Raw genomic sequence first — 23,514 nt, 5'->3', positions numbered from 1 at the left:
TGTTTAGTCCGTTCGTGAAGGGTTGGTCAAAACCCATACTGCACACTGAACCCGACCCGCCGAAGCCACAGCGAATATGATTCATGGGTACTTGTCTGACTCGTCTTCCCCGTCAGATTAGCTGTCTGTATTAAATAATCTATAGCAAGCTGGTTATAGGTAAGGGCATGGTCGAAACTCAGCCGAATTTCCTGCCGCTGCCCAACGCGCAGGCTGTACCCAAGCATCAATTCTGTATTGGCGGCGTAGCCCATTTTTTCTATAGGGATGTAATTAACGGCTTGAAGGTAATTACTGCCTTTTTCTTTGAGCAAAATAGATTGTCTTAGGGGACTAAGCGAATTGATGCCGCCCAGCGCAGCCAACCGCAGGTACCAATGCTTCCTCAGCAGCACGTCATAGCCAAGACCAACTAACAGACTCCGTCGGTGAGAGTAGTAGTTTGTGAAATTACTGGTGGTGTTTTCGACGTAATAGTTGGGGTAGTCTGGTAGAGTAAATACCTCTCCAGGTCCTCCTATGTTGTACAAATTATCGAACAATAAAGGGTCTCCGCTATAGATCGACATTGTTTCAACCTGACCGAGCAGCGACAGGCGTTTCGTTAGCCGAAAACCGATCTGCCCGATCAAGTAATCACTCCCTTTTCGTGCTTTGTCGACGTAACGTCCCCCTACGGTCAGAGGCAGCGGGTTGTGGGTGAGTTGCACCTCCCCTCCAAAAGCAAACCTCACTGAAAATCGGGGCAACCGGTTCGCAGAATCAGGGGGAGTTAGCAATGGGAGCAATGACAGGCTTGCTATCAGAAAGGGCGCTATCATCAACGTACCAGGATTATGTCGGGAGTAGTGACCTGTAACAGTGTGTTATCGGATAGGGTGGCTTCAACCAGCCATCGCTGCCGCCCATAGACGGGCAACTCGCCGTAGCTAAGCAACAGCAGCGTTTGGGGAAAGAGTGGTTGATTGGCCTTCAGAAAATCGCTCAACAATACCGGTAGCTTTTGCCCTTGCTTCACATACAGTTGCCCGCCCACGGGTACTTTCGTTGCCGACGTACCCGGTAGGCTCGATACGGCCAATGCCGTGACTGTGCGCCGGGGTTGAATGTTGTCGCAGGCACCGCTTCCGCCAATAGTACGTACCACCGAATCGCGAACGCTTATTTCAATCGCGAACGCATTGGCCAACACTGTGGCACCAGGTGGTAGAGACTGTGGTGTTCCGCCGCCGTTTGTAAGCAGCGTAACGATGAGTCGACGAATGTCAGTTTCAATCGTGCCACAATCGCGGGGGCCACACCCCGCCCGCATTGTACAGATAGCCAGAAACACCCATGCGAACGTACTACGCCAGAAACGCTGCTTCACCAAAGAGTAGGATGTCTTCATGACTAACTGTGTGGTCAGTTTATTTCTTGAGTCTCACTGCTGCTGGGCAAGTTTGGTAGCGGAACTCAGCCCCGCAATACCGGAGCCAATAATGAATTAGTCAAATTTGTGAGACATAGGAATTACAAGCCTGCGTTTTTCAGACGTTGGTCAATGAGTTTATCAGGCAATGAATCTAAATCTGCCTTGTCATAAATGGCCACTAAATATACTTTCTCGTCCACTATCCTAACGCAGGTTATTACTCTGGCTCCGTCTCGTTTTCCTTTATTCTTACTGCTAATAGCTAACCGAACTTTATAGCAGTCTTTGCTGAGCGGTTCTCCTTGTTGGGGATTTTCTTCAAGGGAAGAAATGAGTTCGGCTAAATCCGGTTTGAACGGGCGATATTTTTTACTCAGTTGTTTTGCTTCTCGCTTAGCTTCAGAGATGATATTGACCTTAAAGCTGATCGAGGAAATCTTTTGCGGACTGAAGTTTTATGTCATCACGTAGGTGGGCTTTCACTTCTTCTGCGCGCTTATCAAAACTATCAAGAAACTCTCGTTCCCGCTTTTGCTTTGGTGTTTCCTTTTGCACTATTGCTTTGAATTTCAGCGTTTTCGCCAATTGCCTGATCAGGCGCATCTCCTGATCGTTATGGGGCTGTAAGGTTATCTGTTGCACGATGTTAAGGCTAACAAACCTATAAGGTTTTCAAAACCTTATAGGTTTGTTAGGCAACTACTTACTCATCTCCAGCATCCGCAACACTGAGGCTTCGGCTTTGACTCGAATGTCTTCGGGTACGTGAATTTCGGGGAGTTCGTAATAGAGGGTGTTATACAGCTTTTCGAGCGTGTTCATCTTCATATACGGGCACTCCGAGCAGGCGCAGGTGTTGTTTTCGTTGGCAGGGGCCGGAATGATTTTCTTATCGGGAACGGCCAGCCGCATCTTGTGCAAAATGCCCGCTTCGGTGCCCACGATAAACTCCGTTTCGGGCTGCTCGACCACGTAATTCAGCAGCGCCGTGGTCGATCCCACAAAGTCGGCGTGGATCAGGATGTGCTCCTGGCATTCGGGGTGGGCGATGAACTTGGCGTTGGGGTATTTGGCCCGCAGGTCGTTCAGCTTTTCGAGCGAAATGTCGATGTGGACAATGCAGGCACCATCCCAGAGTACCATGTCGCGCCCCGTCTTTTTGGCCACAAAACGGCCCAGATTAGCGTCGGGGGCAAAGATAATCTTCTGGTCGGCGGGCAGGCTCTGCACAATCTTCAGCGCATTGGACGAGGTCACGATGATGTCTGACAGGGCCTTAATCTCCGCCGAACAGTTGATGTACGACAGCACGATATGGTCGGGGTACTGCGCCTTAAACGCAACGAACTTATCGGCGGGGGCCGAGTCGGCGAGGGAGCAGCCCGCGTTCATGTCGGGGATAACTACTTTTTTGTGGGGCGAGAGAATCTTGGCGGTCTCGCCCATGAAATGCACTCCGCAAAACACAATCATGTCGGCCTCGGTGGCGGCGGCTTGTTGGCTCAGGCCAAGGCTGTCACCTACAAAATCGGCCAGGTCCTGAATATCTTCGTCGACGTAATAGTGGGCCAGGATGACGGCGCTTTTCTCCTGCTTCATCCGCAGAATCCCGTCGATCAACTCCTGTTTATCTTTCGGCGCCGACCGGCTTACGTAGCCAATCTGGCGAACTTCTTCTTCAATGGTAAGGGGCATCGTCATAGGGGTACTTAGGTTTAATGTACAATGAATAATGTACAATGAACAATGGGGTCCGCCGCTGAGGCTACGCGGGATTAACTCAATAGCGTTCGTAGCGCCGCTACGTTGGCGGCGTTGTCGAAAATGGCTTTGACGGGGATGGTGAAGCCGGGTAATACAACGCTGCTGACCGATTGCCCAACGCGGAACGTGCCGAGAGCGGCGTATTCCTGTGTGTCGGCATCAATGCTGAAGGGTTCAATGGTTTGGCGCATGGGGTCAATGATCCAGTATTCGGTGACGCCGTGGGCAGCGTAGTCCTCAAACTTTACGTTCCGGTCGTTTTTTTTGGTGCTTTCCGACAGCACCTCAACCACCAAATCCGGAGCTGGGTAGTAGAGCAGATCAGGCGTAATCTGCACGGCTTTTGCCAGACCGAAATAGCAGATGTCGGGTTCATAACTATTGCGGGTTAATTCAACTAACGCTTTTTCGACGCGCACAACGCCCAATTCGTGCTCACTGACAAACACGTTCAGCAACGTACCCAAGTGCATAACAACCAGGTTGTGTTTGTCCAACGCCGGTGAATGCACGACAATTTCCCCGTTGATGAATTCGGTTTTCATGTCTTCGTCCATCCATTCGTAGAAGGCGCGGCGGCGGTTCTGCTCTTCGGCTAAAATCGCCTGCACCTGCTGAATAATGCGCGGGGCCTGCGACGATTCCAGTAGTTGGGCGGCGAGTTCGGTCATGGTGGTAGAATTAATGTACAATGAACAATGTAGAATGAATAATGGCTCCGCAAAACGTACCACGGACTTCAGTCGGGGACGCCTAGTCCGTTTTTCTCTACCCAAAAACGGACTAGGCGTCCCCGACTGAAGTCCGTGGTACGTTCAATAAGCCTTCAAACTCAGGTCCAAACTCTTGACGTGGTGGGTTAAGGCTCCCGATGAAATATAGTCGACGCCGGTTTCGGCGTAGGCGCGGAGGTTGTCGAGGTTGATGCCGCCGGAGGCTTCGGTGATGACCCGGCCGTCGATGAGGCGTACCATGTCGCGGAGGTCGGCGGGCTGGAAATTGTCCAGGAGCATCCGGGTCAGGTGACCCACGGCCAGGGCCTCTTCTACTTCGGCGCGGTTACGCACTTCCACTTCAATGGGCAGGTTTCGGCCCGTATTGGCCAGGTACTGAACGGCTTGCGTGACGGCTTTGGTCAAGTTTCCGGCATAGTCGACGTGGTTGTCTTTGATCAGGATCATGTCATACAGCCCGAACCGGTGATTGACGCCGCCGCCAATCTTCACCGCCATCTTCTCGCACAGGCGGAAATTCGGGGTGGTCTTGCGGGTGTCGAGCAGTTTGCAGCGGGTGCCTTGCAGTATGTTCACCATCTGCCGGGTTTGGGTGGCGATGCCGCTCATGCGCTGCATCACGTTGAGCACCAGCCGCTCGGCCGTGAGGATGTTGCGGGCGTTACCCACCACAGTCAGCACAATGTCGCCGGGTTTGATGGCCGCCCCGTCTTCAAGGAGTACGTCGACCTGAAAGTGGGGGTCTACTTCGGCGAAAATGGCCTCGGCCACCGTTACGCCAGCCAGAATACCCGCTTCTTTCACCAGCAGCCGCGCCCGTTTTTGCGCATCGGCGGGAATAGTACTCAGCGAGGTGTGGTCGCCGTCGCCGACGTCTTCGGCCAGTGCCGATTGGATAAATTCGTGTAGGGTCATGGTAGAGGAGTCCAATGTTTAAGGTCTAAAGTCTAAAGTTGCTTCGCATCCGGTGTGTACGGGCGCGAAGCAACTTTAGACCTTAGACCTTAAACATTGGACTTAATTTCCGTCAAATTTATGGTTTCAGCACCACTTTAATCAATCCCTTCTCTTTGTTATAGAGCCTGTGGAACCAGTCGGCACCGGCGGTGAGGGGGGCTTCGGCGCTCAGGATGGCCTCGACGTTGATTTTGCCGGAGGCGATTAGGCTGAGGGCCGCTTCGTATTCGCCGTTGATGGCGCAGGAGCCTTGCAGCCGCAGCTGCTGGGTGACGATGGCCTGCAATGGAACCTCGATCTTGGGCGAAAGATTGCCCACCAGCGTAATGGTGGCCCCTTTTCGTACGCAACTAATGGCCGTTTGCACCGTGGCGCCAATGCCCACCACCTCAAACGCTACGTCGGCACCGCGCCCGTGGGTGAGGGCACGTACCTGCTCTGGTACATCGGCAGCATCGGCGCGGAGGGCGTGGGTGGCTCCGAGTTTTTGGGCCAGATCCAAGCGGTCATCGTCGAGGTCAATGGCGATAATAGGATTCGCACCGGCCAGTTTCAAGGCCTGAATCACGAACAACCCGATCATGCCCGCCCCCACCACCACCGCCGACTCGTTCACCTGCAGGGGTGTCAGACTTAGGGCATGGAGCGCCACGGCTACGGGTTCGACCAGGGCGGCCTGCGTGAAACTAACCCCCTCCGGTATAGCGTAGAGAATGTGCTGTGGCACGGTGACGAACTCGGCAAAGGCCCCGTTTCGCCTGAACAGCGGCGTGGAAACACCCACCACCTCGCGCCCATCGGAGAGATTATACATCCCCCGCCGACTATACCAATCGTCTAGCTGATAGACCGTTGAGTCGAACGTGACGCGGTCGCCCACGGCCCAATCGCGCACGTCAGAGCCGATTCCGGCAATAATGCCCGATGCTTCGTGGCCCATCACAATGGGCGGCACCCGGCGACCCGTGCTGCCATCCATGCCGTGCACGTCTGACCCACAGATACCCACCGCCTGCACCCGAATGAGCACCTCATTGGGGCCGGGCGTGGGCTGATCAAGGTCTTGTAGCTCGAAATTATTGTATTCGGTAAGAACGAGGGCTTTCATGGTATTGAGTTTAATGTTCAAGGTCTAAACGGTCTGCCGTCGCGGTTGCTTCGCGTACTACCTGGCTGAGCGCGAAGCAACCGCGACGGCGGACCGTTTAGACCTTGAACATTAAACGTTAAACTACTCCTTCTTCGAATATACCCGGACAAACGCCTCCGCTGGCACTTTTTCATATTCACCGGCCACGAGGTGGGGGTTGATTTCGTAGGTCGTTACGTCGGGCTGCTCGTCGGGCGATTCGCCGAAGAGGTCGCGCTCCATGGCGGTGGAGTATTGTTTTTTGGTCCAGATCAGGCGTTGGTCGGGTGTTTTGCCCCAGGCGCGGTTGTCGCCCAGGACCAGTTGAATCTTGCGCCAGTCGTCGTAAAAATATTCCTGCAACAGCGGAATAAGCTGATCGCGGAAGGCTACGCAAAGTTCACTATGCGACTGAACACCAAGCAGATACGCATGGCCGATGAGGTGGTCCCGGTCGAACAGAAATTCGATGCGCTCGTTGATGGTACGGAGCAGGGCGGCCAGGTCAACGCCTGCTACGGTGCCCAGCATGGTGTACTGCGGCATCATTTCGACAAACGAAAATCGCCGCCGCAGGGCCACGTCGAGCAGGGCAATGCTGCGATCGGTGGTGTTCATGGTGCCCAATAGGTAGAGGTTGGCCGGGATGCCAAAACGGTCCTGCGAGTAGGGGAGGGTAAGCCAGAGTTCATCTACAGCACCAAGGCGTTTGCCCGGTTCGAGCAGCGAAATCAGGTCACCCAGCACCTTGGCCACATTGGCACGGTTAATTTCGTCAATTAACAAGATGTGCGCCGGGGCGTTGGCCAGTCGGCGTTGTCGGCGTTCGGACGTGTCGTTAAGGCAGTCGGCCAGCGTACCGTAGCCCGCCTTTTGCACCGCCGACACGCAGGCTTTGTAGAAAATCCCCTTCCGAACTTTGTAGCTTACCTGTCCCCCCAGCACCTCAGGCCGAATGCCCTCCAGAAATTCTTCGTAGCCATATGATGGGTGAAACGTGACCACGTCGGCGTCGAAGCCCTGGAGTAACTGCCGGGCGCGGTAGGTTTTGCCGGTGCCTGGCGGGCCGTAGAGAATCAGGTTTTGAGCAAAATCGGGCCGGGTGGGCACGTAGGGCACTTCATCTTCGGCTACCTCTGGGGTGCCATCCTCGTCGCGGAGGGCGCCATAGGCCAGGTCGGGGTTGTCGGCTACGCGGAGCAGATCGGTGAGGAAGCCTTCGTTTTCGGCGGCGGTGTAGATGTCGGTGTTGTGCCGGGCCACGTGGGGGCCTCGTTTGGGCGTTTCCAGCAGTTCGAGCAGACAGTCTTCCCAACAGCGGCGCAACACGGGGTGATACAGCAAATGCGCACTGGAATGACCCACAATCACCGACACGTAATCGGCTTTTTCGGTGATGGGCGCGAAGTCTATTTCGGTCAACGAGCGAAGTTTGTCCTGGGCGTCGCGCTTCACGGTAAGCCAGTATTCGGCCTCGCCGGTGCGGGGTTTGTGCAGGCGTAGCGCCAGAAAGAAGTTAACGTCGGCTGAGATGGATTTGCGGTCTTTGCGCACCGAAAACGCCAGCCGCGGGTCGCCGTTGGGCAGGTTGACAATGTCGATCAGCTCTTTGAGCAAGCCAAAAAACCGCCGTACGGCCTCCGGCTGGCCAATGTCACGAATCCGGTCGATGAGGGTCTGGGAAGGTTTTTCAGCAATCATGCTTCACTAAGATAGCGGTTTTTAGTCTTCTGTTGGCTGTTTACCGTTTTCTGTTTCGTCGCCGGTGCTGTGAGGTGCCCCAACCTGACAGCATATGAGTCGGGATGATGCAACATGCCTGACCCGTCGCTTGCATATTACTCTAATCTTAGCCAAATGTGAACAGGGCGTTACCTCATTGTATCTTAGCCGTTAAGGTATCGTGAAGCTTTTGCGTAGGTGAAAATCCGTAAGTAAGCCGGTCTACTTTTGACGGTCAAGTTATAAACTCACCGATGTATAAGTCGCTTGTTGATCGTCTGTACTGCCTGATAATCAGTTGCTTATTGTTCAGCCTGCACGCATTGGCGCAGCAACAGGCTACCGATTACCAATTCATCAGAAAGATCAGCCTACCTGGCGACGGCAAGTGGGATTACCTCAAAATGGATGGCGAACGTGAACGGTTGTTCGTCTCGCACGGTGACCGCGTGCACGTAGTTGACCTCAAGACAGACCAGGCCATTGGTGAGATCACGAGCCTGTCGGGGGTACATGGCATTGGGTTGGCCAAAGACCTCAATAAAGGCTACATTACCAATGGCACCACCAACGCCATTACCATTTTCGATTACAACACGTTTAAAGTGTTGCAAACGCTGATGGTACCCGGCAAAAAGGCTGATGCGGTGCTCTACGACAAGTTTTCTGGACAGATTTTCGTCTTCAATAACGGCAGCGGCAACGCCGTGGTGATCGACGCAAAGACCGACAAAGTAGTAGGTACAGTTGAGATGGGCGGTGCACCCGAATTTGCCTGCACCAATGATAAGGGCAGTATTTTCAACAACAACGAAGACACCAACGAGGTAATCGAGATCGACGCGAAAACGCGGACAATCAAAAATCGTTTCTCGCTGGCCCCCAGCGAAGTAGCTACCGGCCTGACCATTGACCCGGCCACAAACCGGCTGTTTTCGGTATGCCGCAAAACCAAAACTCTGGTGGTGCTCGATGCCACGTCGGGCAAGATTATCCAGACGCTGCCTATTGGCGGGGGTGTCGATGGCGTGGTATTCGATAAGGAACTGAAGCGTGTGATAACCTCAAACGGCGAAGGCAACGTGACGGTGGTGCAGCAGGATAGCCCCGATAGCTACCGCGTGGTGCAGACACTGATCACCAAACCGGGGCAGAAGACCATCGTGCACCGGGGCGCTACCCACCACCTGTATCTGAGTGGCGCTGAGTATAAAGAAGGCACCCGCGATATCCTGCCCGGCACCTTCGGTGTGTCGGTCTACGGGTTGACCGCGAAGCAATAAACGACTGCAAACCTTCCTGGTTGCCTCGTAAAGCCTTCTTTGGGTCTTGTCGGGTACGGCTTTGTCCTATCGTGGCGGGGTAATGAACACCAATCTATATGAAGCATCTGTACCTGCTCTTGTTGCTTACACTCGTAGTGTCGGTGGCCCATGCCGCTACGTTGAAAGGTACCATTACCGATGCCCAAACCGGCGAATCGCTGGTGGGAGCTACCGTCATGCTCAATGGCTCGGTAGAGTTGGGCGTAGTGACGGGACTCAACGGCAGCTATACTCTCAAGGCGGTGCCAGAGGGCAGCTATACCCTCACGGTGAGCTACGTGAGCTACCAGACTAGTACCAAAACAATTGCCATTGCGGGTGTCATAACCCACAACGTAGCCCTGGTCAGCGCGGGCACTGATCTGCTGGAAGTGGTGGTGTCGGGGAAAGGCGAACGCGAGAGCGACCAAAGTGTGCGCAAAACCGAGCAGAAGGCTGATAACGTTCTGAATATCATTGGCGCAAAGGCCATATCACTCCTGCCCGACATCACGGTGGCCAACGTACTTCAACGGGTATCGGGCGTGTCGGTAGTGCGCAACGCAACCGGCGACGGGCAGTTTGCTATTATCCGGGGCATGGACAAACGATACAACTACACGCTCGTCAACGGCATTAAGATTCCCAGCCCCGACAACAAGAACCGGTACGTGCCGATGGACATTTTTCCGGCAGACCTCCTCGAACGGCTGGAGGTGGTAAAGGCCCTGACACCCAACATGGAAGGCGACGCCATTGGCGGGTCGATGAATATGATTATGCGCTCGGCCCCGGATTATCTGGTGCTGACGGCCACGGCATCGGGCGGGTATAGCCAGCTGTTTAGTACGCAACCGTTTTCAGGATTTAGCACAAAGGATGTCAACCTCCGGTCGCCGGCAGAGGTGGCGGGCAGCAACACGTACTACGCCAAACCGGAGGAGTTTTCGCGGACGATGCTCAACTACCAGAACGTAGCCCTGCCTATCAACGGGTTGTTCAGCTTATCGGTGGGTAATCGGGTTCTGAACAAGCGGCTGGGCTTTTTGCTGGGGGGCAGCTACCAGCACACGTACCGGGGCAGCACGTCGTCGTTTTTCCAGGCAAGCGGGCAGCCCAACCCCGACCCAGTGCCCAATTCGCCTGCTTTTGAGTCTATTCAGACCCGACTGTATTCCAACGAACAGGGGCGGCTTGGCCTGAACCTGAAACTCGACTACACGCTGTCGGCCCGCCACAAGTTGAGTCTCTACGGTCTGTTTATGGAACTCGACGACAAGCAGCACCGCAGCGTACAGGGCGTCTCGCTGGCCAAATTCGGCGACGTCAGCAACAGTGATCGGTCGGTTTTTCGGCGGCAAAACGTCATCAACGGGACACTCCAGGGCGACCATCAGCTGACCGACAAACTAGCCCTCAACTGGTCGGCGGTGTATTCGGAAGCCAAAAGCCAGACGCCGTCCTGGACCGATGTTAGCCAGACGTACCGCGTGGAACCCGACCTGAGCGGCAACCCGGTGCGGGGGGCGCAATACATCAACGGCGTGAGCTATATCTGGACGCGCAACACCGACCGCGATCTGGCCGTGTACATGAACCTGAGCTATAAAGTAGCCCCCAACGCCGAGGTATCGGTGGGTGGGATGTACCGTGATAAAAACCGCCAAAACTACTTCAACAGCTACAGCCTGTCGCCGGTGCTGCCCGGTGGCGACCGGCAGGTGTTCACCACCATCGACAGGGCGATTCTGTCGTTTCGCCCCGCCTCGTTTGCGCTAGCCGACAGCGCCAATGCCAACAACTACACCGCCAACGAGCAGATCACGGCGGGGTATGTGCAGGGCAAAATCACGCTCGCTGACCGCTGGCAACTGGTGGGCGGTGTGCGGGCCGAACTCACCAATCAGGCCTACGTGTCGGCGTTGCCCATCACGTCAGTGGGTAAGAGCGGCACGATCAACTACCTGGATATCCTGCCGAGTTTGCACCTTAAATACCGGCTGTCGGACCGCGAAAACGTCCGGGCTTCCTATTTCAAGGGCATCAGCCGACCAGGCTATTTTGAGTTGGTCCCCGCCAGTTTCCCCGGCGACTACTTCACAGAGTCGGGCAATCCGTATGTGAAGCATACCGTGGCCGACAACATCGACGTTCGGTACGAACTGTTCCCGCGAGGCAGCGAGCAGTTGCTCATTGGCGGTTTCTACAAGAATATTCAGAACCCCATCGAATTTGGCTTCAACCAGATTACGCAAAATGTGACGGTATACTCGCCGCTTAACTTTGGTACGGCCACCAACTTCGGGGCCGAGGTGGTCTTTACCAAGTTCTGGAACAACTGGGGCATCACAGGCAACTACACCTTTACCAAGTCGAGTATCACGACCAACAAGCAGGTCTATGGCCGGGATGCCAACGGCAGCATCGTTGGCAGCATTACCCAGCAAACGCGCCCGTTGCAGGGGCAGTCGGACCACATCGCCAACCTGTCGCTGATCTACAAAAACCAGACTTACGGCCTCGACGCGCAACTGGCGTGGGTGTACACTGGCAAGCGGATCAACATTGTTTCGCCCTACCTCGACCTCGACTACTGGCAGCGGGGAACGTCGCAACTGGATTTTTCGGCAGAAAAACGCTGGGCGGCACCCCGCTTCGGCAGCAGCCGGGGTTTGGGCTCCCGGTTTTCGGTGTTTGTCAAGCTGACTAACCTGCTCAACAACCCGATCATCGCCGAGATTTTGAAGCCCAATACCCTGACCAACCTCCCCGAACAAACTCGTACCGACCGCATTCTGGTGCAAAAGGACCTCTTCCAGCAAAGCTATTTGCTGGGCGTGCGGTACAGGCGGTAGCTCCTTTGTTAACCATAAAACACATACCCAATCGACCAATGAAAACCATGTTTTATCTCCGTTCGCTGGCCCTGTTTCTGGTCGTCGGCTTCACAGCCACACTGGTTAGCTGCACTAAATCAGAAGACGTACAAGTATCGGCCCCTATTTTTAAAGTAGGGGCGGCCATCAGCACCAAAACGCCGCTAGCAGGTATTGTGAAAGGCACTCTCCTGGCCGATTCGACCTACCGCGTCTCCGACAATGTATTTATCAACGAGGGCGACACGCTGCTGATTCAGCCGGGTGCCAAAATCCTGTTCGACGGAAAAGGCGTGTGGAGTTTCATCGTGAAAGGGTCGCTGCTGTCACTCGGTACGCAGGCCAAGCCCATTTATTTCACGGTTGCCAACACCACCAAAACCGACGTACTGGGTGCCGACGTGACCAAAGACCCGGCCTACACGGGTCTGTGGGGCGGCATTTTGGGCGAAACGACGTTCAAAAACATCATCATTAAGTGGACTCACCTTGAGTTTGGCGGTGGTCGCGTGGTAACGTCGCCGGTTAGTTTTGTTGCCAACGGGGGCGTGGCCTACACCATCTCGTCGGTCAACGCAGACGGGATTGTGGTGCTGGAAGATTCGTGGGTTTACGGCTCGGTCGATGATCCGATTCGTCCGTTTGGCGGCAAATACAACGTGATGCGCAACACGTTTGAAAAGTGTGGTTTCACCGGCGGCGAAGCCTTCAACGTGAAAGGCGGTACGGTGGGCAACTTCGCCTACAACCTGGTCATTGGCGCGGCTACCAACGGTCCAAAACCCTCTAACGATGGAGCAGGCACAAAGCCGCAAACCAACATCCTGATTTACAACAACACGCTGGTAGCCAACGGATTCCGCCGGTCGGCAGATGGTCGTGGGGGTTCGATCAACTTCGAGAACGGGGCAAAAGGGGCTTTCTATAACAACCTGATTGTGAACAGCAAATATGGGCCGCGCATTGTGGGGGCCAGTGCTACCTATTCCGGCAACGCCCTGCTGATGGCCGACACTGCCAACATCAAGTACGGCTACAATTACAACTATGTGGATTCGCTGAAAATGGCCAACCAGATTTATCCGGTCGGTTTCACCACCAAACCACAGCCCACCGACTTCCCGGCCCCAGCATCGTTCCTGCCCGCCGGTTATAAGCTAGGGCAGGCCTACGACGGCGCGGCCATTGTGCAGAAAAACAACCCGCAATTCGTCAATTTTCCGTTGCCCTACACAGCCACCAAAAAGGTGGGCGATGCCAGCTTTGTGGGTACGTTCAACTTCCGCTTGCAGCCGGGTTCACCGGCGTTGGGCAAAGGCACCACGAGTTTCACGCCGTTGCAGGTGGTGCCCGTCAGCGAACGCTTCGGCTCGTCGGAGATCACCCCGCCCAGCACCGACGTGGGCTGCTACCCCGCCAGTGGAAAAGGGAATTTGCACTAATGAATTAGGTCCAAGGTCCAAGGTCCAATGTCTAAAGTCCAAAGTCGCTCCGCATACAAGCAAGGCGCGGAGCAACTTTGGACTTTAGACATTGGACCTTGGACCAAAACCCCCACCCCTCCCATGAAACTATTCCTACCCTTCCTGTTCTGCATCACGTTGAGCCAATTGGCTCATTCGCAGGATCGGCAGCCGAGCGGCGTTTTTATTGCCCAGCCCTACCTGCAAATTGGCCGGACGCCTTCGCCACAAACGATGCAGGTGCTCTGGCACGCACCCGATTCGACGGCCAACTGGCAGGTGGAGTACCAACGCCAACTGGGTGGTGACTGGACAAAAGCCGAGGTGCCTACTGTGGTGCAGGTGGCCGTGGCGGGTACCGCGCCGCACCGGGTATACAACGCCTCGCTGACGGGCCTCATGCCGGGTGGCAAGTTTACCTACCGGGTGTTAAAAGATGGCAACGTTGTGTTCATCTCAGAGGGGCAGGCGATCAAATCGGCCACGCAGCCGTACCGGTTTGTGGCCTTTGCCGATATTGGGGCCGAAACGCCGAACCAGAAAAAGCTGGCCGGTCGGGCGTTTCAGGCTAAACCCGATTTTGTGGTCGTGCCAGGCGATATCGTCTATGAACGCGGCCTGATTTCGGAATACCGCGCCAAGTTCTGGCCCATCTACAACGCCAATAAACTCGACACTGCCGGGGCACCCCTGCTGCGGTCGGTGCCGATGATTACGGCCCCCGGCAACCACGATACCGACACCCGCGACCTGGACAAATACCCCAACGCACTGTCGTATTTCTACTACTGGCATCAGCCCCTCAATGGCCCTGCCAGCACCGAAGGCGGGCCGCTAATGCCTACGCTCACGGCTTCTGCCGATAACCGGAAGGCGTTTGAAGCGGCCGCCGGTGCCGCCTACGCCCGCAACATGGCCAATTACTCCTTCGACTATGGTAACGCCCACTGGACGGTCATTGATTCGAACCCCTACGTAGACTATACTGACAAAGCGTTTCAGGACTGGGTGGCGGCTGATCTGGCGAAAGCAAAGGACGCAACCTGGCGGTTTGTGATGTTTCACCACCCCGGTTTCAACTCGGCGCGGGAGCATTACGAGCAGCAACACACCCGGCTGATGGCCCCCGTTTTCGAGGCGGGCAAGGTTGACGTGGTATTCAACGGGCATGTGCACAATTACCAGCGGTCGTACCCGCTGACGTTTGTTCCTGACCGGAAAGGCGTACTGCTGGTAGCGAGTATGGGGGCTAAAACCGCCCGTGGCCGGGTTGTCAATGGCCGCTGGACGCTGGATAAGGCGTTTGATGGAAAACGGAAAACCAAGCCCAACGGCATTATCTATGTTGTAACGGGTGCGGGTGGCCAGACGCTTTATAACCCCGAACAAAACAACGACCCCGACTCATGGCAGAAATTCACCCAGAAATTCTTCTCCAACGTTCACTCCCTGACCATCGCCGACGTGACTGGTAAAACGTTGTTCATCAGACAAATAGATGCCAACGGCAAAGAACTGGACTCGTTTAAAGTGACTAAATAGTTGGCCAGCCAAGCGCCAACTACAAACGCATTTACTTGATCAATTGCTGTCCAACGCCCCGCCAAGTTTGGTTCGGGGCGTTGGCTTTATATACCATCTGTCTAGTGGTTGGCCATTGTGTGAGTCGGTGCATAAGCAGCAATTCAGTCCAAAAAAATCGCGGTTTATTTACGCTATTGTGAGTAAGTTGCTCTTTCTAAGACACCTACTCCGCTATGCAAACTCGTTTACTTGTTTTCCTGCTACTGGTTAGCCCTCTATTGGCTTTTGGTCAGGTATTTACATCCTCCGACTTGCCCATTGTAGTGATCGACACCCGTGGGGGTGTTATTCAGGATGACCCCAAAATTCTGGCCGATCTAAGCATTATCGATAACGGCGCAGGTAAGCGTAATAAACTGACCGACAAGGCTTCGTTTACCAGCGTGATGGGTATCGAATACCGGGGGGCTACCTCGCAGCAGTTCTTCCCCAAGAAGCCCTACGGCATCGAACTCCGCGACTCGTCGGGGGTTAATTCAGTGGCTAAGTCGGTGTTGGGCATGCCCGCCGAAAGCGACTGGGTACTCAACGCCACTTACAACGACAAGACGCTGATTCGGGAAACGTTGACCTACGATTTCTATCGGAAAATGAGCAAATATTACGCTTCACGATTCCGGTATTGCGAACTGGTGGTCAACGGCGAATATCGGGGCATCTATATCGTGATGGAACGGCTGAAGCGCGACAAAAACCGCGTGCCGATCACGAGCATCAAGAAAACCGACATCACCGGCGATGCCGTGACGGGGGGCTACATCCTGAAGATCGACAAGACGGTTGGCTCTACCTCGCGGACGTGGAAATCACCGTACCCGTCGGGTACCCGCAACATTAACCTCGACATTCAGATTGACCGACCCAAGCCCGAAGACCTGGCCGAAGAGCAGTTTCAATACATCAAAAAGTATGTGACTGATTTTGAAGCGTCGTTAGCCGGCCCCGATTTTGCCGATCCTACCAAGGGTTTTCGGGCGTTTGTAGATGAGCAATCCTTCATCGACTACCTCATTCTGACCGAAGTCTGCAAGAACGTAGACGGTTACCGGCTGAGTGCTTATTTCTACAAAGAGCGCGACAGCAAGGGCGGCAAGATCACCATGGGACCAATTTGGGACTATAACCTGACCTACGGCAACGCTGATTATTGCGAGGGTAACAGCTACGCGGGCTGGGCGTTTAATTTCAGCCGCGTGTGTCCCAAAGACGATTTCGCCATTCCTTTCTGGTGGGACCGGTTGTTGCAGGACCTCGATTTTGCCCGTAAGGTGAAAGAGAAATATAAAGCCCTGCGCAAGACCGTACTCACCCCCGAACGCCTCGGCTCCTTTGTCGATTCAACGGCCACGGTGCTGACCGAAGCCCGGCAGCGCAACTTTGCCAAATGGCCCGTTATTGGCACCTACGTCTGGCCCAACGGCTTTGTGGGCCGCACCTACGAAGCCGAAACCGATTTTCTGAAACGCTGGATCGATCAGCGGCTTACGTGGATGGACATCAACATCGAGCCGTTTGGCATACTTACCGCCCTCCGTGAGGAACCCAATTTCACCCTCGGTCCCAACCCCTCCGTGGGCGACGTAACCCTTAAACTGCCCCTGCCCGCCCCCACCGACGTGACGGTATCCCTCACCGATATGCAGGGACGCCCGGTCCAGTCGCACCATTGGCCCGCCCAACCCGAAGGTCTCTTCGAGCGCACCCTGCCCGCCACCGACTTCAGCACCGGCCCCGGCGTGTATATCCTAACCATCAAGACTCAATCCGGTCACACATCGAAGGTGATTGTGCGGGAGTAAATCGAGTTTAAGGTTCAAAATCCAACGTTTAAAGTGTTCTTGCACAGGCCCTTTTATCACCCAAAGGCACTTTAAACATTGGACTTTGAACCATAAACTCGATTTGCCTCACTGCATATGCATAGCGCAACTCGGCATATATGACTTGGCCGTTCAATTTTGTGATGGTGTCGGTACGTCTTTGGTTGTCAGATAATAGATATTAGTGTCACTATTTGAGCAGAATCAATCTACTTTAGTTGTATAGTTTTACCTTTGCTGAGCTTTCAAAATACGGTAGGCATTCAGCAAAATAAGCTTATATTAATTATGGACTTACTAAAAAAATGTGTGTGTTTTATGACGATAGTCTACGCGCTTTGTTGCTGCAAGGGTAATGATATCTCTACAAATTCAACCCACTTGATAAAAGAAGAGTTTTTGTCAACACCTTATGGTAAACCTTCAGCTCCACAGCAAATAGTAGCCTATCACGTTTACTCATATAATAGTTCAGGTCATTTGACAGAAATTAAGGATTATCGCCAAGATGGTGGCGGTAGTCTTGTTCTGGGTTATAGTACGCAACTTCAATATAATAGTGAAAATAAAATAAGTCAGATTGTAGTAAGTAGCGGAACAGTTATTTCGTGTAAATGGACAGAAAATTTAATTGAAACAACAACAACGTTCGCTGATAAAAGGGTAGAAATAGCATACATCGAATTGAATACCATTAGATTGCCTGTTAAGAAAACAAAATCTTATGCTGTGCAAGAAATACTGTATGATTCCGCTGATAATGTGATTAAGACAGTTGATAACTCAACTTCTTTAGTGACTCAATATATTGAATACGATCCCACTCGAATAAACCCCAAGTCAAGCAATTACGAGCTTCGTATTCTTACGAGTTTATCAACTAATGAAGGTTTTGTTGGTGTTTCTAAAAACTGGTTACTCAAATATAAAGACAGTTATAATACAATACGTGTCAATGATTACATTGTAAAAGAAGCAAATAATCAGGGATATCCAACGCTTGTCGAAACTACCGGTAGTACATCAACTAATTCCATAAAATACACCTATATGGCTGAGTGATGAAGGCTGTATAATCAGTCAAATATTTCCCTACATTCCTGCCAATATTACCCTGATCTGTGTCTCTACAGGCCAGGGTAGGGGGCGGACTGGTCCGCCACTCGATTTACCTCCCCGCATACGCATAGCGCAACTCCGCAAACGTGACTTGGCCGTTTAGCTTCGTGACGGCATCGGTGAGGCTGGCGGGGCGGTCGGGGCCGAGAGTGTCGAGGATTAGGGCGAGCTTTTCGGCGGAGAGGACGGCTTCGACGGGGAGCTGACCTGCTGCGATGCACTTGGCCAGGTGCGTCTCTACCGTTTGCAGCGTCAGGCCGCGGGTGGTGGCAATGGTGGCGGGGCTTTTTCCGGTCAAAAATAAATCCAGCGTCAGTTCATGAGTGCCGCTCAGGTCGTCTTTTACAGGCCGGGGTGTGTTGCCCGCCAACAGGCCAATGCGGCTTGCGGAGGCTGTTTTTGGCTTATCGTCGGGTGGGTGTTTCCGTACCAGCGGCAAAATCATGGGGCCGAGGCGGTTGGCTTTAGCTTTGCCGATACCCTTTATTTTCGCAAGTTCGGCCAGGCTGTTAGGGTGCTTTTCGGCAATTTCCACCAGCGTCTTTTGCGGCATGATCTGGTAGGTGGTGGCGTTATGTTCGTTGGCCATTTCGCTCCGCCATTTCATCAGCGCGAAATACAAACTGCTGGGTCGGTCGCCTGCGCCTACGCCCGGCCGCGCCGATTGCGACCCTACCTTCTTGCGGTCGGGCACGAAGTCAAGCTCGGCGCGGTGGCGAGTTTGGCCGTAGGTGACCACGTCGAAACCAGTGCGACATTGTCCAAAAACGGCCTGCTTCACCACCAGTTCTTTTTCCAGTTCGTCCAGCGCTTCGCACCAGTCCAGGCGCACCTGCTTGTTGTCGGTTTCGGCGAAAAGCTGGCGCAGGCGGGGCAGCAGCTCGTCGGAAAGGAGGGCGTGGAAGTAATCACCGGCTTTGCGAAGGCGCTCCTGAAGCACTTCGTTGGCTTCGGGCAGGGGCGCTTCGGCCACGTAGTCGGGCAGTTGCCGCCGAAACCGGTGCGACACGGCGCGGGCTTTGTCGGTGAGCAGTTCGCCCAGTTCAGTGAGCTTGGTTTGCAAAATGGCGGGCAGGCTTCGGGCGTTGTCATCGGCCACTTTGCGGAGGCGACCCAGCAGGTAAGCGGCTGGTTCAAAGGCAAATAGCTCGTTGATGCGCAACGCCTGATTGGCCCGTTTGGCGTCGTGGAGGTGTTCTTCCGACGGCGTTTTCTCCTGCACGTCGGCGTGAAATTGCTCCAGGTTCAGCTCGGTTTTGATGCTGCTGGCCGGAATGGGCGTGCGCAACACAAGGCCTTCCAGCGTTTTGCAGCGGCTCAGGGCCACATACACCTGCCCGTGCGCAAACGCCCGTCCCGCGTCGATGATGGCCCGCTCGAAGGTCAGGCCCTGGCTTTTATGGATCGTGATGGCCCACGCCAGCCGCAGGGGCAGTTGCGTGAACGTGCCGATGATATCGGTCTTGATTTCTTTGGTCTCCGGGTCGAGCGTGTAGCGGATGTTCTGCCACTCTTCGGGGCCAATGGTTAGGTCGTGGTGTTCGCCGGGGCACTGCACCGTTACGCCATCGTCGTCAATGGCTTTGATCTGGCCGATTTTGCCGTTATAGTACAGCTTTTCGCGCGACGAATCATTCTTAACGAACATCACCTGCGCCCCCACTTTCAGATTCAGCGTAGCCTCGGTGGGGTAAAGCTGTTCGGGAAATTCGTCGGCAATGGCGGCCTCGAAGGTGTGCAGCGGCGTGGTGAGGTCGGCGAGTTTTTGGGCGTTGATGGCCTGCGCTGTTTGGTTATGGGTCGAAAGCGTGATGTAGCCCGCGTCGTCGGCGGGCTGGAAATCGGGCAGGTAGCGCTGGTTTAGGTCGGCTAGTCCGTCGGGGCCGATGGTCTTTTCACGCACGCCGTTGAGCAGGTCAATAAACCGCTGATCGGCCTGCCGGTAGATGTGCGTTAGTTCGATCGACACATAATCAGTGGCTTGCAGGGCATGACTGCTAAAAAAGTAGCCGGTGTCGTAGTGGGGTTGCAGCAAGGCCCAGTCTTCATCCCGAATCACGGGCGGCAGCTGTTGCATGTCGCCGATGAGCAGCAACTGCACCCCGCCGAAGGGTTCCTGGTTATACCGATACCGCCGCAGTACGGCGTCGATCCCATCGAGCACGTCGGCGCGGACCATGCTGATCTCGTCGATGATGAGCAGGTCGAGGGTGCGGAGGAGTTTGATTTTGTCGCGGCTGAACTTGCGGTTTTCCTGCATCACCTCCGGCACGATTGGCCCGAATGGCAACTGAAACAGCGAGTGAATTGTGACGCCCCCCGCGTTGATGGCTGCCACGCCGGTGGGTGCCGCCACCACCAGCCGCTTGGCCGAAATCTGCCGAATCTGGTGCAGAAACGTGGTTTTTCCGGTCCCGGCCTTCCCCGTCAGAAACACGTTTTGGTGCGTGTGCAGGACGTAGTTATGGGCCAGTTCAAGGCGTTCGTTTACGGTGGAGGTTACAGTGTTCAAAGTCAATGCGTTCGGTGGCTGGGTAAAAATAACGGGGATTTGGAAATTTCATGCCCCTGACGCTCTCATGACAAAACACATAGACGGTCTGATTGGCTCCGTAAACCATCACGGCATTCGGTCCAACGCGACTAAAAAGTCGCCCTCTGGTGGAGGGGTAGGGGCATACCGTAGCGCCAAGCTGAAGCATGGCGTTCAACTGTTCAGGCCCGGAGGCTTAACGCCATGCTTCAGCTTGGCGCTACGGTACGCCCCTATCCCTCCACCAGAGGGCGACTTTTTAGTCGCGTCAAAATACTACCCAACCCGTACCAATGCCATTGGCAACGCATTGCTAAACAACTCAGACAGGCTTAATTCGGCACTGTTACCCATTTTTCCGGTCAATATGTCCGTCCATAAGCTACTGCTGGGGAGGATTACGCGGGTGTCCTGCCAGTTGATGGCCAGTGGATTGTCGCGGGTTAACCGGGGTAAATGAAGCGGTACAATGGTCACGTACTGCACCCCATTATGCTGCCGGGCGAAGGCTAAAATATGCTCGCTATACGTACCTGAAACCGTCAGCGGAACATAGGCTGCGTTAGCCCAGAAGTCAGGATGGCTACGGCGTTCGGTGAGGAGTTTTTGGGTAAGCCAGAGCTTGATTTGGCCGGTGGTGCGGGTGTTCCAGAGGGTCATGGGCTGTGCCCCAGCGTCAGTAACTTCAGCCAGCAACTGTTCGCGGAGGTCGTAGTTTACGGCGCGGCGGTTGTCGGGATCAACCAGGCTGAGGTCGAAGAGTTCGCAGCCCTGATACACGTCGGGTACGCCGGGAGTAGTGAATTTTAGTAGCACCTGCGCCAGCGAGTTGACGATGCCGAAATCGGCAATAAGAGCTAGGAAATCGGCCATTTCAGGCCAGATTGGGCCGTTTTTGTCCAGGACGGTGTCGATGTAAGCATGAGCGGCATCCATGTAAGCCTTGTTAGGATTCACCCAATTTGTGTTGCGCTTGGCTTCCTGAAGCGCCTTCGTCACGTAGTCGCGGAGGCGTTTGGCGAAGTTTTCTTCATCAGCCCAAGCGGTCGATCTTTCGGCGTAGGGGTAGGCCCCCACCACCGTTTGCAGGATGAAATAGGCGTCGTTCACGTCGGGCATGTTACTGTGACGTACATCGGCGGTTTGGTCAAGCCAGCGTTGGGCGGTTTGGGTCCATTCATCGCCCAGGGCCGTGAGCACGTTCAGCCGGGCGCGGACGTCTTCGCCGCGTTTGGTGTCGTGGGTCGAGGTGCCGTTTAATGCCAGAGGCCAGTGCTGTTGGCGGTCCTGCATAGCCTGGTGAAATGCGGCCTGACTCATGCCAAACGCCTCCGGCGAATCGCCCACTTCGTTATGCCCAATAAACCGGAAATACGTATAGAGCAAGGTGTCTTCCACACCCTTCGCCATCAGCGGACCGGTAAACTGCATACACCGCTGATAGAACCGCAACGCTCGGCTATTGTATTCGTCGTCAGCCGTTTGTGGCTTTTCAAGCCAAATTTTTTCTAGTAAATCAGCGGGCTTTTCCAATTCCACAGCCCGGTTTCGGACGTCGGCCAGCAGGGCGCGAAGGTCGTTTGCCTCCGTTTCAGTCAATGGAAACTGGTTGCCGTAGTACCGGTACACCGGACATTGCACCAGCAGTTCGCCAATGGCCAGCATCAGCATAGTGGGGTTTACGTCGGTCAGTTCGTCGGGCGAAACAAGATCTTGGGTGTGGAAAAATTTGAGCAGGTTGGCCAGTTCGCCGCCCATGTCGTGATATAGGATATAGGCTTTCCGGCTACGGATCTGATCGTGCAGGGGCGTGTTGGTCTGAGTCAGCTTGTTATAGAAATCGGTAAACGGCGTTTCGCCCTGTGGGTCGGTGAGAAGGTTATTTACCAGCGCCAGGTATTCGTAGCCGCTCGTGCCCTGAATGGGCCAGGTTTTGGGCAGTTCTTCGCCCGGTTCCAGAATCTTTTCGACCACGATATACGGGTCCTCACCCATCGTTTTCCGCAAACTGTCCAAATACCCCGCCGGGTCGAACAGGCCGTCGACGTGGTCCACGCGCAGACCCTGAAAGGTGCCGTCGTCTACCAGTTCCTGAATCAGCGAGTGCACCTGCGTGAACACTTCTGGGCGCTCCACGGCTAGGCAGATCAGGCCATTGACGGTGAAAAAACGCCGGAAATTAATCCTTCGCCGGGTTTCGTCGCCATCGCAGAGGCGGTAATGCTGCGCCTCGGCCAGCGCGTGCAGGTCGTCCAGCGACTGGCTTAGCTGCGCCAGACGGCCTTCTACAAACGTGCGTACGGCCTCGTTATCACTCATCAGGGCGGCCAGTTCCAGCCTGGCTGCGTCCCAGCGGGTGGCGGGTTCGGCGGCAATGGCCGGGGTTTGGGCCTGGGTTAGCGCGCCGGGTACATCGCGTTGCTCATAGGCCTGTTGCGGGCTATCATAATCAAACGACCGCAGCGGATGCGTGGCTTCGGGACTATATAGACCTTCGATCTGATCAAGCCAGTGGGACAGTGCGGGGGGCGTAGTATCCGTGCGCAAGACAGTAGCATAGGTATACGGAGCCAGCGGAAAATGGGTGTCGTAATAAGCCAGTACCAATCGTTGATGCCCGTAGGCTACCTTCAGTTCACCCGCTTCCAGAATGGCCATCAGCGGCTTTCCCAAAAACGGCGCCATCAGCGTGCCGCTCATCAGCTCGTTGGTGCCGGGAATATCGAAATACCCCGCGTAGAGCGACTGGTGGCCTTTTTCCAGCACGTCGGTGATCCAGGGGTTGGCGGGGTGGTAGGCCAAATGGTTAGGCACGATGTCCTGTAACCAGCCCATCCCCTGCGCTTTTAGCCCCTGGCCAATGGCCCGCAACTGCGCCACGGTGCCTATTTCGGGGTTGATGCGCTGCGGGTCGATACCATCGTAGCCGTGGGTACTGCCGGGGGTCGCGGCCAGCGTAGGCGAAGCGTAGAGCGTGGTCACGCCCAGTTTCTGAAGGTACGCAAGCCGTTTTTCGAGGTCGGCAAACGTGAATTTTTCGTGCAACTGCACGCGGTAAGTAGCAACCGGATTATACATAGCGTCGAGATAAACCC

At 54.7% G+C, this 23,514-nt stretch carries 16 protein-coding genes; 6 read left to right on the top strand and 10 right to left on the bottom strand.

Annotated elements, in window-relative coordinates; genetic code table 11:
* Positions 1 to 26 precede the first annotated feature (26 nt).
* The 8 genes from J2I48_RS15420 to J2I48_RS15385 form a co-directional block, all read right to left on the bottom strand.
* Positions 27 to 710, bottom strand: coding sequence for a hypothetical protein (locus J2I48_RS15420; RefSeq protein ID WP_207336363.1), 684 nt, complete (start codon positions 708 to 710; stop codon positions 27 to 29).
* A gap of 110 nt (positions 711 to 820) precedes the next feature.
* The gene (locus tag J2I48_RS15415; protein ID WP_207336362.1) at positions 821 to 1,390 is read right to left on the bottom strand and encodes a hypothetical protein; all 570 of its coding nucleotides are present in this window, start codon (positions 1,388 to 1,390) and stop codon (positions 821 to 823) included.
* Between the two features lie 441 nt (positions 1,391 to 1,831).
* Positions 1,832 to 2,056, bottom strand: coding sequence for a hypothetical protein (locus J2I48_RS15410; protein ID WP_310587279.1), 225 nt, complete (start codon positions 2,054 to 2,056; stop codon positions 1,832 to 1,834).
* A gap of 57 nt (positions 2,057 to 2,113) precedes the next feature.
* Positions 2,114 to 3,115, bottom strand: a complete 1,002-nt coding sequence (nadA, locus tag J2I48_RS15405) for a quinolinate synthase NadA (protein ID WP_207336361.1) — start codon at positions 3,113 to 3,115, stop codon at positions 2,114 to 2,116.
* A gap of 74 nt (positions 3,116 to 3,189) precedes the next feature.
* Positions 3,190 to 3,849 carry a Uma2 family endonuclease gene (locus J2I48_RS15400; RefSeq protein ID WP_207336360.1) on the bottom strand — a complete coding sequence of 220 codons (660 nt, stop codon included), beginning with the start codon at positions 3,847 to 3,849 and terminating at the stop codon, positions 3,190 to 3,192.
* A gap of 144 nt (positions 3,850 to 3,993) precedes the next feature.
* Entirely contained in the window at positions 3,994 to 4,827 is an 834-nt protein-coding gene (gene nadC, locus J2I48_RS15395; RefSeq protein WP_207336359.1) for a carboxylating nicotinate-nucleotide diphosphorylase, read from the bottom strand.
* Positions 4,828 to 4,945: 118 nt separating this feature from the next.
* On the bottom strand, positions 4,946 to 5,977 hold the full coding sequence (locus J2I48_RS15390; protein ID WP_207336358.1) for a galactitol-1-phosphate 5-dehydrogenase: 1,032 nt from the start codon (positions 5,975 to 5,977) through the stop codon (positions 4,946 to 4,948).
* A gap of 123 nt (positions 5,978 to 6,100) precedes the next feature.
* A complete protein-coding gene (locus J2I48_RS15385) occupies positions 6,101 to 7,699 on the bottom strand; it encodes an McrB family protein (protein WP_207336357.1) in 1,599 nt (532 codons plus the stop codon).
* Positions 7,700 to 7,974: 275 nt separating this feature from the next.
* Between J2I48_RS15385 and J2I48_RS15380 the strand changes: the two genes are divergently transcribed.
* The 6 genes from J2I48_RS15380 to J2I48_RS15355 all read left to right on the top strand — a co-directional run bounded on the left by J2I48_RS15380 (position 7,975) and on the right by J2I48_RS15355 (position 17,829).
* Positions 7,975 to 9,003 carry a YncE family protein gene (locus J2I48_RS15380; RefSeq protein ID WP_229376329.1) on the top strand — a complete coding sequence of 343 codons (1,029 nt, stop codon included), beginning with the start codon at positions 7,975 to 7,977 and terminating at the stop codon, positions 9,001 to 9,003.
* A 98-nt stretch (positions 9,004 to 9,101) separates the two neighbouring features.
* Positions 9,102 to 11,879 carry a TonB-dependent receptor gene (locus tag J2I48_RS15375; protein WP_207336356.1) on the top strand — a complete coding sequence of 926 codons (2,778 nt, stop codon included), beginning with the start codon at positions 9,102 to 9,104 and terminating at the stop codon, positions 11,877 to 11,879.
* Between the two features lie 38 nt (positions 11,880 to 11,917).
* Positions 11,918 to 13,342 (top strand): right-handed parallel beta-helix repeat-containing protein, encoded by a 1,425-nt coding sequence (locus J2I48_RS15370; RefSeq protein WP_229376327.1) that lies wholly within the window; start codon positions 11,918 to 11,920, stop codon positions 13,340 to 13,342.
* Between the two features lie 123 nt (positions 13,343 to 13,465).
* On the top strand, positions 13,466 to 14,905 hold the full coding sequence (locus J2I48_RS15365) for a purple acid phosphatase family protein (protein ID WP_207336355.1): 1,440 nt from the start codon (positions 13,466 to 13,468) through the stop codon (positions 14,903 to 14,905).
* A 215-nt stretch (positions 14,906 to 15,120) separates the two neighbouring features.
* On the top strand, positions 15,121 to 16,746 hold the full coding sequence (locus J2I48_RS15360) for a CotH kinase family protein (protein ID WP_207336354.1): 1,626 nt from the start codon (positions 15,121 to 15,123) through the stop codon (positions 16,744 to 16,746).
* A gap of 402 nt (positions 16,747 to 17,148) precedes the next feature.
* Entirely contained in the window at positions 17,149 to 17,829 is a 681-nt protein-coding gene (locus J2I48_RS15355) for a hypothetical protein (protein ID WP_207336353.1), read from the top strand.
* Positions 17,830 to 17,935: 106 nt separating this feature from the next.
* Here J2I48_RS15355 and J2I48_RS15350 read toward each other — a convergent pair whose 3' ends face one another.
* Positions 17,936 to 20,398, bottom strand: coding sequence for a helix-turn-helix domain-containing protein (locus tag J2I48_RS15350; RefSeq protein ID WP_207336352.1), 2,463 nt, complete (start codon positions 20,396 to 20,398; stop codon positions 17,936 to 17,938).
* A 297-nt stretch (positions 20,399 to 20,695) separates the two neighbouring features.
* Positions 20,696 to 23,497 (bottom strand): malto-oligosyltrehalose synthase, encoded by a 2,802-nt coding sequence (treY, locus tag J2I48_RS15345; protein ID WP_207336351.1) that lies wholly within the window; start codon positions 23,495 to 23,497, stop codon positions 20,696 to 20,698.
* Positions 23,498 to 23,514: the final 17 nt, after the last annotated feature.

This window comes from Fibrella aquatilis, assembly GCF_017353255.1.
Lineage (GTDB): Bacteria > Bacteroidota > Bacteroidia > Cytophagales > Spirosomataceae > Fibrella > Fibrella aquatilis.
Note: the sequence above shows the minus strand (reverse complement) of the source record. Positions and strands in the feature narration are given on the sequence as shown.